Origin of the sequence: Micromonospora sp. CA-111912, from assembly GCF_050948415.1 — a bacterium.
In the GTDB taxonomy this organism is placed as follows: domain Bacteria; phylum Actinomycetota; class Actinomycetes; order Mycobacteriales; family Micromonosporaceae; genus Micromonospora.
The window spans coordinates 2874271-2890661 of the sequence record NZ_CP192007.1 but is presented as its reverse complement, the minus strand read 5'-3'; the positions used below and the strand labels follow the sequence as shown (position 1 = coordinate 2890661).

Below are 16391 nucleotides of genomic sequence, written 5' to 3'. Positions count from 1 at the left end.
CGACAGCCGGCCCAACGGCACCACCGCCCCGCCCGTCCTCGGCATAGCCGGGAGGGTGGCCGCCCCAACCACCGCCGAGAAGCTGGCCGAGCTGCGGCGCCGCCGCGCCGAGGCGGAGCAGCCCGGCTCGGCCCGGGCGGCCCGCCGGCTGGCCGTCAGGGGCCGGATGACCGCGCGGGAGCGGATCCTGGCCCTGCTCGACCCCGACTCGTTCGTCGAGACCGACCGGCTGGCCCGTCGGGAGGTCGGGGGGTACGCCGGGCCGCAGCCCCCCGGGGACGGTGTCGTCACCGGTTACGGCACCGTCGACGGTCGGCAGGTGTGCGTCTACGCGCACGACGCGACCCACCGGGGCGGCAGCGCGGGAGCGGTCTTCGGCGCGAAGGTGAGCAAGATACTCGACCACGCCCTGCGCGTCGGCTGCCCGGTGGTCGGCATCAACGACTCCAGCGGTGCCCGGGTGGAGGAGGGGGTGCTGGCCCTCGCCGCATACGGCGAGGTGGCCCGGCGCATGGTGACCGCATCCGGGGTGATCCCGCAGATCTCCCTCATCATGGGCGTCTGCGCGGGTGGCGCCGTCTACACCCCGGCGTTCACCGACTTCGTGGTCATGGTGGAGAACACCTCGCACATGTTCGTCACCGGCCCGGACGTCATCCGGACGGTGACCGGGGAACGGGTGGGTATGGAGGCCCTCGGCGGTGCCACGGTGCACACCACCCGCAGCGGGAACGCCCACTACGCCGCCGCGAGCGAGGCCGAGGCCATCGACTACGTCCGGGACATGTTGTCCTACCTGCCGGCCAACAACCTCGACACGGCCCCGGCCTGGCCGCCGGCGTCCGCACTGGAGTCCACCGCCGCCGACGGGGAACTCGACACGCTCGTACCCGACCGGGCCACCACCCCGTTCGACATGCACGAGGTGATCCGGCGGATCGTCGACGACGGCGACCTGCTGGCGGTGCAGCCCCACTTCGCCCCCAACATCATTTGCGGCTTCGCCCGGATCGAAGGCGGCACGGTGGGGGTGGTCGCCAACCAGTCGCTGCACCTGGCCGGTGCCATCGACATCGACGCCGCGGAGAAGGCCGCGCGGTTCGTCCGGTTCTGCGACTCGTTCAACATCCCCGTGCTCACCCTGGTCGACGTCCCCGGATATCTGCCCGGTACCGCCCAGGAGCACCAGGGCATCATCCGTCGGGGGGCGAAGCTCGCGTTCGCCTACATCGAGGCGACGGTGCCGAAGGTCACCATCGTGGTACGGCGGGCCTTCGGTGGCGGGTACGCGGTGATGGGCTCCCGGGAGTTGGGTGCCGACCTGTGCTTCGCCTGGCCCACCGCACAGATCGGCGTGATGGGCGCGGCGGGCGGGGTCGCTCTGCTGCACCACCAGGCCCTCGCCCGGGCCGACGATCCGGCGCTGCTCCGTCAGGCCCTCGTCCAGGAGTACGAGGACCAGCTGCTCACGCCCTACCGGGCAGCCGAACACGGCTGCGTCGACGACCTGATCCTGCCGTCGGAGACCCGAACCACGGTCGTCCGCGCCCTGCGTGCCCTGAGCAACAAGCGGGTCATCCCGCCGCCCAAGAAGCACGGCAACATCCCCCTGTGATCTGCCGCCGACGGCGACGGCCACCGTCAGGTAGCCGCCGCCTCCCCGGCCGGCACCGCGGCACCGACCGGAGGCCCCGTCGCCCCGATGAGACGGGCGACCACCGCCCGGGACGACACACCCAGCTTGGCGAAGATGTTCGACAGGTGCATCTCCACCGTCTTCTCGGTCACGAACAGTTCCTGCGCCACCCGCCGGTTCGTCAGGCCCTGGCTCACCAGCACGGCGACCTGCCCCTCCCGACGCGTGAGCAGGTTGAGGCCGGCCGCCTCCGCACGGTCGTCCGGGCCTGCCCGACGCGATGAACGCGCCGCGAGCCGACGCCGTTCCACCACGGCCCGTCGGGCCAGCCGGTGCGCGCCCCATCCCTCGAACGCAGCCTGGACCGCCTTGATCTCCCGGTAGCTGTCGTCGACCTGGCCGAGCGCGGCCAGCGGGCCGACGGCCACCATCCGGGCCCTGGCGGCGTCCACCACCATGCCGGCGGAGGCCAGTTCGCGTGCCGCCACCTGCGCGGCGGCCACCGCCCGCGCCGGGTCCTCGGCGGCCAGCACCTGCGCCCGGGCGAGCAGGGCCAGACCGGTGTGGCCCGGCAGGTCGAGCACCGCGGCGACGGCGGCGGCGCGGTCGGCCCAGTGCGCCGCCAGCTCGACCCGCCCCGCGACCAGCTCCGCCCGCGTCATCGCCTCGCACCAACTGGCCTGCGAGCACAGGTCGGAAGCGGGCGGGCCGTCGTCACCCAGCCGGGCCCGGGCCAGGTACCCGGCCATGTTCCCGCCGGCCAGCCCGATCTCCACCAGCAGCCGGCGGACCAGCAGCGCGTACGGGCCCTCGGGCAGCACCGGCAGGGCATCCACGTCCGGGTCGGCCTCCGTGGTGGGCCGTATCTGGCTGTCGAGCCAGGCCAGCAGGGTGCGGGCCACGGCGATCTCGCGGTCGCCGCCGACCGCGGTGGCCACCTCCACCGCCCGCTGCGCACACTCCTGCGCCTGGATCAACCTGCCTCTGGCCTGCATCGTCACCACCAGGGCCGCGTAGAGCCGGGTGAGCAGCAGCAGTTGCCCGCCCTGTTGGGCGCCAGCGACCGCCCGGTCCAGGTGGCGGAGCGCGTCGTCGAAGCGTTCGTGCAGTATCTCGGCCTCGATCACCCAGGCGGCGGCCCGCAGACTGCGAACGAACTCGCCGTCGAGCATCGCGTCGAGCAGGTCGACCGCCTGGTCCAGCCGCTGGCGCGCGGCTGGCATGTCCAACGCGGCGGTGTCCGCCACCGCCAGCAGGGCGAGCGTGGTGGCCTCCGCCGAACGGACCCGGTGGCGATGGGCTGCGGCGTACGCCACGGCGGCCATCTCGCGGGCGGCGTCGGCGTGACCGGCGGCCAGTTCCAGACAGGCCAGTTCGAACGTGAGCATGGCCCGGCCGATGCTCTGGGTGGCGGGCAGCGCGGCCAGCTCCGCCCGGGCCAGCGCACCCGCCTCGGCACGTCGGGACAGCGACAGCTCCACCATGATGCAAAGGGCGACCGCGTGCGCACGGCGGGTCGTCGGTCGACGTTGCAGCAGCCGCAGCGCCTCGTGCAGCGCGTCCCGGCTCGCCAGCAGTTCGCCGACGGCGGCGGCCAGTTGGGCGAGGCGGACCAGCAGCATCACGCGCCGCTGGTCGTGGTCGGGCCGGTGTGGCAGCAGCCGCAGGGCCACGCGCAGCCAGTGCGCCGCGGTGACCGGCGCGTGGTGCTGCACCGCCATGGCCGCCCGGTGCAGCGTCGACACCGCGGTCAGGTCACCGGGACGGGCGGTGCGGGCGACATGCGGGGCCAGCGCCTGGGGCGGGGCACCACGCCGGCACAGCGCGGCCGCCGCCCGGTCATGCGCGGCCAACTGCCAGCCCGGGCTGACCGCGTCGTAGACCGCCCGCCACAGCACCGCATGCCGGAAGCCGATCAGCCGGCCACCGGGAACCCGACGGACGACGTCCAGTTCGGCCAGTTCGTCCAGCGCTCGGTGCACCTCGGCGTCACGGCACTGGCCGATCTGCGCGACCAGCGCCGGCTCGAACACCTCTCCCGCCACCGCCGCCGCGTCGAGGACGATGCGGCTCAGCGGGGAGGCAGCCTCCAGCTCCCCGACCAGCCTCATCCGCAGCGCGGCGGGCAGCTCACCGACGACCACCGACGCGGTGCTGCACAACCCGGTGGCGGCGGCGGCCAGCGCGTGCAGGTGCAACGGGTTGCCACCGCTGTGGCGGTAGACGGCGGACTGCCACGGCGCGCTGCACTGCGATCCGAGCAAGGTCTGCGCGTCCTGCTCGCTGATCAGCCCGAGCGGTATCTCCCGCACCCACTCGTCGCCCGGCGCGCCGACCAGGGCGGTGTGCAGGCGTACCGGGGCCTGCCGGGGCCGATAGGCCAGCACGACCAGCAGCGGCACCGGCGACGGGGAGCGCACGAGCTGGTTCAGCAGTGCGATGGTCGTCTCGTCGGCCCAGTGCATGTCGTCGACGAGCACGACCAGGGTGTTGGCGTCCGGGTCACCGGCCCGCTTTACGAGGTCACGCACCAGGCGGCTGGGCGCGGTGGCACCCGACGCCCCGCCCGCGGCGGTCTGCCGGTTGGCGCACCGGTCGCAGTCGATCAACGCGTCGAGCAACGGGGCCAGGGGTTGTGACCGCTGGCCCCGGGTGGCCGAGCTGGACACCACCCGGGCGCCCTGGCGACGGGCCAGCTCACCGAACTCGCCAAGCAACCGGGTTTTCCCGATGCCGGGATCGCCGGTGACCGCCACCACCCGGACTCCGGCTCGACCGGTCGCCTCCAGGACGCTCCGCAGGGCCGCCAGTTCGGTGTCCCGGCCCACGAACGGGGTCATCAGCACCACTGCCCCGACGCTGGCACGCCGCCGTCAGATGTCCATCGAGCCCAGGAACCGGCCATTCTAGATCGACTACCGCCTTCCAGATGAGCCATCACCCGCAATGGAGATTAGCAGGGTTGGATTGGTTTGCGGGCCGTTATCGACACCAGATTCACGCCACGCGCGCCCATGCATGTGCTTGATCCTAGGGAACTCCCCAGTGCCCGACAAACAGCCACAAGTCCATAATCTACGGTAGCCATGCGTGAGATGGAGGCGTCATTTGAGCAGACGGCTGTACGCCCTCCCTGTCGACCAGACGGGCTGGCACATCAAAGCGGGAAACACCACCGTATTCGACTGGGACTACGACGACAGCCGGGACAAACTGCTCAGCCTCTATGAAAAGGGCAAACAGCGGCAGTGGAACGCAGCGGAACGACTCGACTGGACCATCGAAATCGATCATGATGATCCGATGGGCATACCGGAGGAATCGGTCGCCATCTACGGGTCGCGCACGTGGCAATCACTCAACAGCAGAGAAAAGGCCAACGTCCGACTACACATGAACTCGTGGCAATTCTCCCAGTTCCTTCACGGCGAACAGGGCGCCCTCATCTGCTCCGCCAAGATCGTGCAGACCGTGCCGGACATCGACTCCAAGTTCTACGCCGCCACCCAGGTGGTGGACGAGGCCCGCCACGTCGAGGTGTACTCCCGCTACCTGCGAGAGAAGATCGGCTTCGCCTACCCCATCAACCCGCACTTCAAGGCCCTGCTCAACGACATCATTTCCGACTCGCGCTGGGACATGACCTACCTCGGCATGCAGGTCCTCATCGAAGGCCTTGCCCTGGCCGCGTTCGGGCAGATCCGCGACTACTCCAAGGAACCCCTCGCGCAGGCGCTCAACGCCTACGTGATGCAGGACGAGGCACGGCACGTGGCATTCGGTCGACTGGCCCTGCGCGACTACTACCCCGAGCTGACCCAGGCCGAGCGCGACGAGCGCGAGGAGTTCTGCATCGAGGCCTGCTACATGCTCCAGCAGCGCTTCGTCGGCGAGGAGGTCTGGACGGCACTCGACCTGGACGCCGCCGAGTGCGTGGCCTTCATGCGCGAGTCCGAGCACTACCAGTACTTCCGATCCAAGCTGTTCTCCCGGATCGTGCCCACCCTCAAGGACATCGGCCTGTTCGGCCCGAAACTCCAGCGGGCCTTCCGGGACATGGGCGTGCTCAGCTACCAGGACGCCGACCTCGACCGGCTGATGGCCGAGGACGAGACCGTCGCCGACGAGGTCGACCGGCTGCGCCGGGAACAGGTCGCGCAGGCGATCCGGTTCGGCGCAGATTCGTCCTGACTCCCACCGAGCGGCCGGTCCGAAAGGAGATCGCCCCGTGCGCACCCCCGCTGAGTCCATCAACTACGTCCCGCAGGCGTTGGCGCTGTTCGAGAAGTACGGTCCGGCCGAGGCGATCGTGCACCAGGACCGCCGGCTGACCTACGCCGACCTGCGGGAAGGCGTCCAGCACCTGGCCGAGGCCCTGCGCGGGCAGGGAATCGGTGCGGGCCACGCGGTGGCGGTGGTCGCCAACAACCACCCCGACGTGGTCATGCTGCACTTCGCGCTGCACCTACTGGGCTGCCGGTCCGTCTGGGTGGCCCGCGCACCCCTGGAGCACCAGCTCGGCTTCCTCCACCAGGCCCGCCCGGACGCCCTGGTGTACGACCCCCGCACCCACGCCGAGGCCGGCGTCGAACTGGCCCGCCGGGCCGCTGCCCCGGCCGTGTTCAGCCTCGGCCCCGGCACCCTCGGCACCGACCTGTGGCGGGCCCCCCGCACTGCGGTGGACCCGGCCGACGCCACGGGCGAGCCCGCGTCGGTCTTCCAGACCAGCGGCACCACCGGACGCCCCAAGCTGGTCCACCACCGCAACCTGCTCTTCCAGACGATCCTGGAACTCGCCACCCGGTGGGCGGGAGAGGGCCGTCCGACCCGCCACCTCTACTACGGCGTGTTCTGGCACGTCAGCTCGCAACTAGGCGTCATGGGCATGCTGTTCGCCGGTGGGACGCAGGTGATGTGCGACTCCTTCGACGCGGCGCGGTTCTTCACCCTGATCGAGCAGGAGCGCATCACCAGCACGAACGCCGCCTCACCCCGCCTGTACGAGATGCTGGACTGCCCGCTGCTCGGCCGGACCGACCTGAGCAGCCTGGAGATGATCACCCTGGGCGGCTCGACCGTCGCCCCGGCCCGGCTGACCCAGGCACTCGAACGCTTCGGGCCCATCGTGCGCGTCGCCTACGGGATGAGCGAGGCGCCCCTGATCACCGAACTCAACGGCGACGAGCACGACCCGAGCCGGCCTCACCTGCTGCGCTCCTGCGGACGGGCCTACGGCGACGTGCGCATCGCCGTCCGGGACGACGCCGGGCGGGATCTGCCGCCCGGACAGCACGGTCACGTGTGGATCTCCGGTTCGCTGGTCATGGCCGGGTACTGGGGTCAGCCGGAGCTGACCGCCGGAACACTGGTCGACGGCTGGCTGCGCACCGGGGACACCGGACATCTCGACGAGGACGGCTACCTCTACCTGGTGGGGCGCGACCAGGAGCTGATCGTCACCGGTCCCGGTGCGGTCAACGTCTACCCGGGACCGATCGAGGACGTCCTGACCGCCCACCCCGACGTCCACGACGCGGCCGTCACCGCCGTACCGGACGACGCCTACGGCGAGGCGGCGTACGCCTTCGTCGTGCCCGTAGCGGGCGCCACCGTCACCCCCGAAGAGCTCCGCGACCTGGTCACCGAGCGGCTCGACACCAACTGGACCCCGCGCGACGTGGAGTTCGTCGACGCGTTGCCCATGATCGGCTACGGGAAGGTCGACAAACGCGCACTCCGTGACCGCTATCTCGCCCGTACCGGCACGGCAGTCGGTCCACCGGAGTGACGGTGCCCACCCGGTCCCGGGTCGCTCTCGTCGGTCTGCTCACCGCCGGAACGATCTCCGACACCGGCACCCGGGTGTCCACGGTGACCCTGCCCTGGCTGGTCCTGGTCACCACCGGCAGTCCCACCCAGATGGGCCTGGTCGTCGCGGCCGAGATGCTGCCCTACGTGCTGACCAGCGCGCTGGGCCCGCCGCTGGTGGACCGGCTCGGTGCCCGCCGGGTCTCCATCACGGCCGACCTGGCCAGCGCCGCGGGCATGGTGCTGCTGGCCAGCGTCTACCATTTCGGGTTCGCCACGCTGCTCGGCCTGGTCGCCGTCATCGGTGTCCTCCGTGGTCTCGGGGACAACGCCAAGCGGGCGATGGCGCACGCCACCATCGCAGCCGCAGGCGCGTCCATGGCCCGGGTCAGCGCCATCGACGACGGCCTGCACCGGACGAGCATCCTCGTCGGCGCTCCGGCCGCCGGTGTGATCATCGCCTGGTTCGGCATCACCCAGGCCATCCTGATCGACGCGGCGTCCTTCGCCGTGGCCGCGGCCGTCGTGACGGCGCTGATCCCGGCGTCCATCGGGCGGCCCACGCACACCGCCGCGGCGGACCGGGAGCCGTACCTGAAGGCGCTCGGCATCGGGCTGCGTCACCTGCGCCAGGACCAGGTCGCCGTCGGGATCTTCGCGGTGATGTTCATCATGAACCTGTTCAACCAGGCCAGCGTCGCCGTCTACATCCCCGTCTGGGTCGACCGGGTGCTCGGCAACCCGGCCGCGCTCGGCGCGGTCAGCGCCGCGCTCGCCCTCGGCGCGCTCGTCGGCAACATCGGCTTCACCATCGCCGCCACCCGGCTGCCCCGGTACCTCACCTTCACGCTCGGGCTGCTCGTCGGTGGGGCCCCGCGCTTCCTGGCCCTGGCGTTCAGCCATGACCTGCTGGTGGTGATCGCCATCACCTTCGTCTGCGGCGTGGCGCTGTCCTCCGTCAATCCGATCATCGCCGCCACCATCCTGGAACGCACCCCGCCACCGTTGCAGGCCCGGATGTTCGGCCTCGCCACGGCGGTCTCCTGGGCCAGCATCCCGATCGGCGGCGTACTCGGCGGCTGGGCCGCTTCCGCGCTCGGGTTGACCACCGCGATCGCCCTGAGTGGACTGCTGTACCTGCTGGTGGCGCTCACCCTGGTGCTGCGTCCCGCCCGCTGGCGCCGCCTGGACGAACCACCGCCCACCACGGCGACCACCGCCGAACCGGCCCGGACGTGACCACCACTGCGGCCTATCCCGCCGACCCCGACGCCCCACGTCGGCAGCCTCGGCGACGTCCCGACAACCCCAACGGTCCACGTCCCCCCGATCCACCCGTGACCGGTCAGCACTGCGGAAGGCGCCAACGACATGCACGTTCGAGACGACTACGGGCTCAGCATCGCCGAAGCGGACGCGCACCAGGCACTCGCCGCACACCGCGCCGGTGACCTGCCCCCGGTCGCACTCATCCGGGTTCCCGCCCCGCCCCGGGACGCCTGGGCGGACCTCGCCCGGGCCGGATTCGTCCGCAAACCGAGTTGGCTGAGCTGGCGGGCGCCCACGCCGTGCTCGGTCGACGACTACGCCGCCCGGCTCACCCGCAAGGCCCGCCAGGACCTCCGCCGGGCCATCGACCGGGCGGCCGGCGCTGACGTACGCATCGAGGTGCACCAGACGCTCAGCGGCGACCAGCTCGACCCGTTCCTCGCCCTGTACGAGAACCGGGTCAATGGCATGCGTTTCGGCTTCTCGTTCGCCGGCTCGATGCGCGCCGGCATGATCGACAATCCGACGACCTTCGGCGTGTTCGCCTACGAGAAGGGCAAGCTGGTCGGCGGCTGCCTGTGCCGGGAGTACCCGCAGGACAACTCGGTGTGGCTGCTGTTCTCCGCCGTCGAGCCCCGCTGGCGGGAGCACAGCCTCGGCCGGGTGATCTACCTGCACGCCTTCGAGGAGACCCGCAGGCGCGGCTGGCCCGAGGTGACCATGGGCAACGACCCCAACCTGTACGGGCACGTCGCCAAACCCGGCCTGTTCCTGTTCAAGACCCGCCTCGGCTTCGAGCCGGTACCCGCCAAACCCATCGGCCGGGCCCCGGCCGGCGACTGCGCCGACCTGCTGCTCTCCGTCGAGGCGCTGACCACACCCGTGGTCGTGCTGGGCTACGCCGATGACGACTCCCACGATGCCGTCAGCGCGCCCCGACTGACCACCCACGTCTACGGTGCCGGGCCGGAGGTCGACGTCGACCGGTACACCACCCGCACCGTCCGCACGGTCAGCCGCGTCGACCTGCCGACGCCGACGGCCCCTACCAGCGTCTGAGCCCTGAGTCGCAGTCCTGCTTCACCGTCGTACCCACCGGCCGCTGCGGACCTGACCTACCCAGGGAACCTGAGCCGCACAGCCCCCGATTGTGAGGGTGGAAATGGTCTGTTCGCTCGTCTGCGCCTGCTCGTCCGCCGAGGCGGCGCACGTGCCCCGTCGTCGGCTCCGGATGTCCCCATGAACACGGACCTCACTCAGGGAAGATCGATGCCCGACCAGCAGACCGTGCCAGCAGCGACGAGGATCTCCGTGCTCGGGCCGTTGCGCGTCGAGCACCTCAATCGCACCGTGCCACTCGGGCCGAAGGTCTCCGGCCTGCTGTCGGCGCTGGTGCTCCGCGTCGGTCGGCCGGCCGACGCGCGCCAGCTCGTCGACCTGCTGTGGGGTAGGTCCGCCTCGGCGGCAGCCGAGACGACTCTTCGCAGCCACGTCTCGCACCTGCGCCAGAAGCTGGAACTCCCGCCCGGGCGGGACGGCCCGGCGGCCACCGTGCGGACGGTGGGTACGCCGGCCAGCAGGGGCTACCTGCTGGAAATGGAGCGGGACAGCATCGACGCACACGTCTTCGAGAACGCGGTGGTCGACGGCAGCCGGTTGCTGCGGACCGGCGGTACCGCGGAGGCGCGGCAGGCGGCGAAGCTGCTCCGGGACGGACTGGCGCTGTGGCGCGGCACCGCGTTCGCGGACATCGCCCACTGGTGGGGCGCCACGGCCGAGATCAATCGCCTGGACGCCCTGCGCCGCTCCGCGATGCAGATCCGCGCCGAGGCGCTTGTCGAGATCGGCAGCTACGTCGAGGCCACGGGGGAACTCGCCGGCATGCTCGCCGTTGATCCGTACAACGAGAAGGTGCGTCGCCTGCTGGCGCTGGCGCTCTATGCCGACCAGCGGGTGGACGAGGCGGCCGAGGTCTGCCGGGAGGGACTGACCCTGCTGGCGTGCCGTGGCCTCGACGCACCCGACCTTCATGACCTCCAGCGGAGGATCCTGCGGAGGACGGTTCCGGTCGAGGCCCGTCCGGCCGTCCCCCGGCTGCTGCCGCCGGCCCCGCCGATCTTCGTCGGTCGGGCCGCCGAGCTGGAGACGGGCACCCGGCTGCTGGACGGCGCGGGCTGGCGTCCGAAGACGCTCGTCCTCAGCGGCCCGGCGGGCATCGGCAAGAGCACCTTCGCCGTCCACCTGGCGCACCGGCTCGCCGACCACCTGCCGGGCGGGCAACTCTACGTGGACCTGCGCGGATTCGACGCCCTCTGTCCACCGCTGTCCGTTCCGGAGGTGATCCGGACCGTCCTGCTGGCCCTGGGCGTGCCGCCGGACCGCTTGCCCGTCAGTGTGGACGGCCAGTTGGCGCTGTACCGCAGCCTGCTCGTCGACCGCCGGATGCTGATCGTGTTCGACAACGCGGCGGACGCCCACCAGGTACGGCCGTTGCTGCCCGCAGCAACGGGCTGCCCGGTCATCGTGACCAGTCGCAGCAGGCTCACCAGCCTGCTGGCCACCGGTACGGCCCTGCCACTCTCGCTCGGCCCGTTGTCCGATGTCGAGGCGCGGGAGCTGCTCGAACGGCGCCTGGGCGTCGATCGGACCGCCGCCGAGCCGGCGGCGGTGACCGACCTCGTCGACTACTGCGGCGGCAACCCGCTGACCCTGGCGGTGACCGCCGCCCAGACGGCCAACTTCCCGGGGCTGCGACTGGCGGAACTGGCCGCCGAACTGCGGGTGCCAGAGACCCGAGTCGACGCCCGGTCCACGGTCGAGGCCGCCGCCGACGTACCCGGCACCGGCCACCTCGTGGCGGCCCCTCGGGATCAGCTCGTGACGGCCTCCGGGGCACCGTAGGTCGCCGGGGCACCCAGGACGTCCCGCACCATGAGCACGGCCTCCAGCCGGTTGCGGGCACCGAGCTTGGCGAGCGCGTGCGAGACGTGGCTCTTGACGGTGGCCATCGACACCCCGCAGAGCTCCGCCGCCTCGGCGGTGGTCAGCCCCTCGCCGAGCCGGCAGAGCACCTCGCGTTCCCGGGCGGTCAGCTTCTGCACGGCGTCCTGGGACCGTCGGTCCGTCGCAGCCGGGTTGACGTAGAGGTTCAGCAGGGCCGGGGAGAGCACCCGGTTCCTGCCGGTGACCGCCTGCACACTGCCGGCCACACCGCCGAGGTCGGCCTCCTTCACCAGGCAGCCGGCCGCGCCGGCCGACACCGCCGCGTCGAGACTGCGCCGGGACCAGTCCAGGCACAGCAGAACGACCCTGATCCGTCGGGCGGTCAACTGCCGGATCGCACCGACCATCGGTTCCCCGTGGCTGGCTCCGAGGACCGCCACGTCGACGCGTTGCAGGGGCCAGTCCGCCAAGGGGCGGCGGCTGTCCACCTCCGCCACGACGTCGAGCTGGCCGTTGCCGTTGAGCACGTCGTGCAGTAGCTGACGCCAGAGCGGGTCGTGGTCCGCGACCAGGACACGGGTCCGCAGGTGGGGGCGGGTCTCGCCACCGTCGGACGTCGGCCGCGACCGGAACTGGTGCGTCGTGCCCTGGACCATCGTCATCTCGGCACCTCTGTCTGCAGGTCGGCTGCGCTCGATCGCTGTGCTCCGTCGCGGAACCGAAACTCGTAACGGATCCGCCGCTGTGCCTCACCGAGCAACGCGGCCAGGTCGGCATGCCGGTCACAGCGGCCCCAGAGCAGGTCGAGGTGCCGGGTCATCACGTCGGCGGCGAGGACGTCACCCACCCGTGCGTACGCCCGGAACCCGTCGATGCCGTCGAGGCTGCGGACCTCGGCCGCGCCGCCGATCGAGAGGAGTTCGCAGGGCTCGACCGGGGCCAGGGTGTGGTACTGGAAGTGGACCTGGCCCGGCTGGTCGACCGGGGGTGCGGTCACCGGTTGGCCCAGTGCCAACTGCCCGGCGAGGCGGACCACGTCGAAGCCCGCGCAGTGCCGGGCCAGGGCGTTGATGTGACCGCCCAGGCGACCGTTCACCTCGATGATCCGGGGCCCGCGCCCGGTCAGCTTGATCTCGGTCTGGGTCAGACCGGGGCCCAGGTCGAGCGCGGTGAGGGCACGCGTGGCGAGGTCCAGGATCTCCTGTCGCTCCGCGTCGGTCACCGCCGCCGGCCAGAACTGCCCCACCTCCCGGAAGGGCGGTGCCAGCGGCAGTTTCCCGGTGACGGCGAGGTGCCGCAGGCCGTGCGGCCCGTGGTAGCTCTCCACCGACACGAAGTCGCTGTACGGTCCGTCCGACCGGCCCACCAGCAGTTCCTCCACCACGACGGTGGCCGTCCGGCCGGCGGGCAGGAGCGAGGCGAGCACCCGGTGTGCCGCCGCGTCGTCGGTGACCACGTACGTGTTGCGGCTGCCCTGGCCGTACACGGGCTTGACCACGGCGGGCAGGCCGACGTGTTCCCGGGCAGCGGCCCACTCGTCGACCGAGGAGATCGGGCGGCTCCGGACGTCGTCGACGCCGCGCAGGCGCAACCGCTCGCGTTGCCGCACCTTGCTGGTCAGGATCTCGGTCGTGGCGATCGGGTGGAAGGGCAGTCCGAGCGCATCGGCCAGCCACGCCGTGACCGGCAGCATCGGCTCGGAGAAGGTCAGCACCGCCGCCGGGTTGAGCCGCCGCACCGCCGCCAGATCCGCCTCGCGGTCGACGGTCAACGGTACGACGTCGCCCAGCCGGCGCAGCACCTCCCCGGTCCGGCGGGTGTGGTCGCTCGGGTTGACCAGGAACGCCACCGGGCCGAGTGCCCCCAGCCCGACGGCGATCTCCGCGGCCGACGCGGCGCCGCGGTCGTACACGACCACCAGCGGGCCGGCCATCAGCCGGGCATCCCCGCCACCGAGTGCAGCGCACTGCGGTACAGCTCCAGGTACGTCGTCGCCTGCGCCTTGTCGAACAGGTCGGGGTCGTAGGCGACCGCGACGGCGGTGCCGAAGTCACGAGAGTTGATCATGAAGTCGACCATGAACGGGAAGCTGGCCTTGTCGAAGGCCCACCACGCGCCGGGCCGGATCGCGGTCAACTGACCCAACTGGTCGTACACATGGAAGTGGGTGAAGTTGAACGCCACGTCGAACGGTGGCCGGCCCAGCCGCTGCTCGATCATCGCCAACGGGTACCGGCGGTGCCCCATCCCCCGCTGCTCGGCGGCGAGGGCGCTGCGGCACAGCTCCCCCTGGTCCGCCGGCACGACCGGGACACGAATGGGCACCGTGTTGAGGAACAACCCGACGAGCAGGTCGGCACCGGCGGTCTCCGGCCGCCCGTTGACCGTCAGGCCGGTCACCACGTCGCGGTCACGCCCGGTCCAGCTGCTCAGGGCCCGGACGTGGCAGCCGAGGACCAGACTCTTCAGGGGAACGCCGATGGTCCCGGCGGCGGCCCGGAGGCCGTCCAGCAGGGTTTCCCCCACCTCGAAGCTGATCGTCTCGCGGGGGTCAGCCGCACCGCCGAACCGCCCCCGGTCGAGCAGCAGCCCGGGTACGTCCGCCTCGGTGCGCCAGTAGTCGGCGGCCTCCTGGTCGTCGATCGCCTCCCGTTCCAGCCGGAGGAACTCCCGTTGGCCAGACTCCGGCGGCAGCGGCAGGCCGGCCGGGTGGCCGGTGAGTCTCGCGTCGTACAGCGCCAGCAGTTCGTAGCAGAGTCGCGCGTAGCTCCAGCCGTCGAGGATCGCGTGGTGGATCGTGAGGGTGAGGTGGAAGCGGTCCTGGAGGGCCACCACGTGGCAGCGGAGGACCGGCGGGCGCCCCCAGTCGAGGGCCTGGGACAACTGCGTCTCGCGCCAACGGGCGACCGGTTCGGCCGTGGTGGCGTACTCGACGGCCAGCGGTGGGTCCACCGAGGACCACAGCAGTTGCGCGGGGACGCTGTAGCCGCCCAGGTCGAAGGAGGAACGCAACGCCTGGTGACGGTCACACAGCTCGGCGAGTGCGGCGGTGAACAGCGCCTCGTCGAACGGCCCGGTCACCTCGACACCGACGAGGTCCTGGTAGAGACGGGGATCACCCGACGCCTCGCTCAGGTAGATGATCCCCACCTGCAGGGCGGAGGCGGGCCAGGCGTCGCGTACCCCCGCCGGCATCAACGCCTGGTCATAGGGATCCAGGAGAGCGAACGGCCGGTGCTCACGCCCTCCGTCGCCAGGTTCGTCACGTCCGTGGCGGCCGGCCACCGCCGCCACCAGCTCGCTGACCGTCGGAAAGAACAGCAGGTCGCGCAGTTCGATCGGGATACCCCGCGCGTTGGCGTCCGCGACCACCCGCAGGGCGATGAGCGAGTCCCCGCCGAGGGCGTAGAAGTCGTCATCGGGACCGATCGGCTGGTCACCGAGGTGCCGTCGCCAGATCTTCACCATGGCCTGCGTCGCGTCGCTCATTCGTCGAACTCCCTCGGGGATGCGGTGCGCCGCCGGGTCAGCACCGGCAGATGTGTGATGCCGGCGATGAAGTTCGATGCCAGGTGCTCCACCGGCCCGTCGAGCTCGATCCGGTCGAACGCCCGGAACAACTCGGTGAAGAAGACGGCCAGCGTCATCCGCGCCAGCGGTGCGCCGAGGCAGTAGTGCGGGCCGAACCCGAAGGCGATGTGCCGGTTGTCCGGGCGGGTGATGTCGAACCGGTAGGGATCGGTGAAGGCCTCCGCGTCCCGGTTCGCCGACCCGATCCAGACCGCGACCGCCTCGCCCCGGCGTACCAGGCCGCCGCTGAGTTCCACGTCCTGCTGGGCGTGCCGCAGGAAGCTGTTGGCCGGCGACGTCCACCGCAGGCCTTCCTCCACCAGGCCGGTCACCGCCTCGGGCGCGGCGACCGACTGCGCCGGATGTTCGATCAACGCGAGGACGGTTCCGGTGACGGCGTGCGGGGTGGTGGCGTTCGCGCCGAGCAGCAGGCTGTAGCAGTTGTAGATGACCTCTTCGGTGGTCAGCCGCCGGCCACCGGCCAGCATGCTGGTCAGGTGCCCGATCAGATCGTCCCGCCGCTGGCACCGGTCGTCGCGCAACTGACCGGCGAAGTAGTCGAACAGGCCGTGGTGGGCGATGGCCAGGGTGGCGGCCGGGTGCCGCACCCTCAGCCCGGGGTCCTCCGGTGCGGCGGCCATCGCCGTCCACCGGGTCAGCTCGGCCCAGTCCGGTTCGGGGATTCCCATGAGCATGCCGGCGACCGCCATCGGCAACTGCGCGACGCACTCGGCGAGGTCCCACTCCGTACGGTCGAGCACGGGGCGCAGAACCCGGCGGACCGCCCGTACGACGCCTGGTTCGAGGTCCCGTACCGCCCGCGCACTCAGCACCCGGTTGAGCGGGGTACGCAGCTCGGTGTGCCGGGGCGGGTCCGTCGACACCAGCATCAGTCCGGCCGCCGCGTCGCCGTGGCCCAGCTGCTGCAGGAGGCTGCCCCGCTCCGAGGTGAACCCGCGGTGGTCGCCCAGCACCCGGCAGGCGTCCCGGTACCTGGTGACCGACAGGAAGGTTCGGCCGTCCGGCAGGGTCTGCCGGTGCAGCGGATGCCGGGCCCGCAGCTCGGCCCACACCGGGTGCGGGTCACCGGTCGCGTAGAAGTCGGGGGCGAACAGGTCGACGTCCCCCACCGGCACGGTCAGGGCTGCCACGGCGCTGGGGATCC

The 16391-nt window shown here is 71.6% G+C and carries 11 protein-coding genes; 6 read left to right on the top strand and 5 right to left on the bottom strand.

The window, feature by feature from the left end:
* Positions 1 to 43 precede the first annotated feature (43 nt).
* Complete coding sequence (locus ACQPZO_RS12160) at positions 44 to 1615, top strand: acyl-CoA carboxylase subunit beta (RefSeq protein WP_433350954.1); 1572 nt, start codon at positions 44 to 46, stop codon at positions 1613 to 1615.
* Positions 1616 to 1641: 26 nt separating this feature from the next.
* Here the strand turns inward: ACQPZO_RS12160 and ACQPZO_RS12155 are convergent, their stop codons facing one another.
* Positions 1642 to 4476 carry a helix-turn-helix transcriptional regulator gene (locus ACQPZO_RS12155; RefSeq protein ID WP_433350952.1) on the bottom strand — a complete coding sequence of 945 codons (2835 nt, stop codon included), beginning with the start codon at positions 4474 to 4476 and terminating at the stop codon, positions 1642 to 1644.
* Positions 4477 to 4744: 268 nt separating this feature from the next.
* Between ACQPZO_RS12155 and ACQPZO_RS12150 the strand changes: the two genes are divergently transcribed.
* From ACQPZO_RS12150 to ACQPZO_RS12130, 5 genes are all read left to right on the top strand, one after another.
* Entirely contained in the window at positions 4745 to 5827 is a 1083-nt protein-coding gene (locus ACQPZO_RS12150; protein ID WP_433349773.1) for a ferritin-like domain-containing protein, read from the top strand.
* A gap of 37 nt (positions 5828 to 5864) precedes the next feature.
* Complete coding sequence (locus ACQPZO_RS12145) at positions 5865 to 7424, top strand: AMP-binding protein (RefSeq protein WP_433349771.1); 1560 nt, start codon at positions 5865 to 5867, stop codon at positions 7422 to 7424.
* Positions 7425 to 7426: 2 nt separating this feature from the next.
* The gene (locus tag ACQPZO_RS12140; RefSeq protein ID WP_433349768.1) at positions 7427 to 8683 is read left to right on the top strand and encodes an MFS transporter; all 1257 of its coding nucleotides are present in this window, start codon (positions 7427 to 7429) and stop codon (positions 8681 to 8683) included.
* A 132-nt stretch (positions 8684 to 8815) separates the two neighbouring features.
* Positions 8816 to 9772: a GNAT family N-acetyltransferase gene (locus ACQPZO_RS12135; protein ID WP_433349766.1), complete on the top strand. Its 957-nt coding sequence runs from the start codon at positions 8816 to 8818 to the stop codon at positions 9770 to 9772.
* A 210-nt stretch (positions 9773 to 9982) separates the two neighbouring features.
* A complete protein-coding gene (locus tag ACQPZO_RS12130) occupies positions 9983 to 11614 on the top strand; it encodes a BTAD domain-containing putative transcriptional regulator (protein WP_433349764.1) in 1632 nt (543 codons plus the stop codon).
* Here the strand turns inward: ACQPZO_RS12130 and ACQPZO_RS12125 are convergent.
* From ACQPZO_RS12125 to ACQPZO_RS12110, 4 genes are read right to left on the bottom strand one after another with little or no spacing between them, the layout of a single operon-like run.
* Entirely contained in the window at positions 11584 to 12318 is a 735-nt protein-coding gene (locus ACQPZO_RS12125) for a LuxR C-terminal-related transcriptional regulator (protein ID WP_433349763.1), read from the bottom strand. The genes ACQPZO_RS12130 and ACQPZO_RS12125 overlap by 31 nt on opposite strands.
* Positions 12315 to 13589, bottom strand: coding sequence for an ATP-grasp domain-containing protein (locus tag ACQPZO_RS12120; protein WP_433349761.1), 1275 nt, complete (start codon positions 13587 to 13589; stop codon positions 12315 to 12317). Before ACQPZO_RS12120 ends, ACQPZO_RS12125 begins: the two co-directional genes overlap by 4 nt.
* On the bottom strand, positions 13589 to 15145 hold the full coding sequence (locus ACQPZO_RS12115; RefSeq protein WP_433349759.1) for a condensation domain-containing protein: 1557 nt from the start codon (positions 15143 to 15145) through the stop codon (positions 13589 to 13591). Before ACQPZO_RS12115 ends, ACQPZO_RS12120 begins: the two co-directional genes overlap by 1 nt.
* The gene (locus tag ACQPZO_RS12110) at positions 15142 to 16377 is read right to left on the bottom strand and encodes a cytochrome P450 (protein ID WP_433349756.1); all 1236 of its coding nucleotides are present in this window, start codon (positions 16375 to 16377) and stop codon (positions 15142 to 15144) included. The genes ACQPZO_RS12115 and ACQPZO_RS12110 overlap by 4 nt, the downstream gene beginning before the upstream one ends.
* Positions 16378 to 16391: the final 14 nt, after the last annotated feature.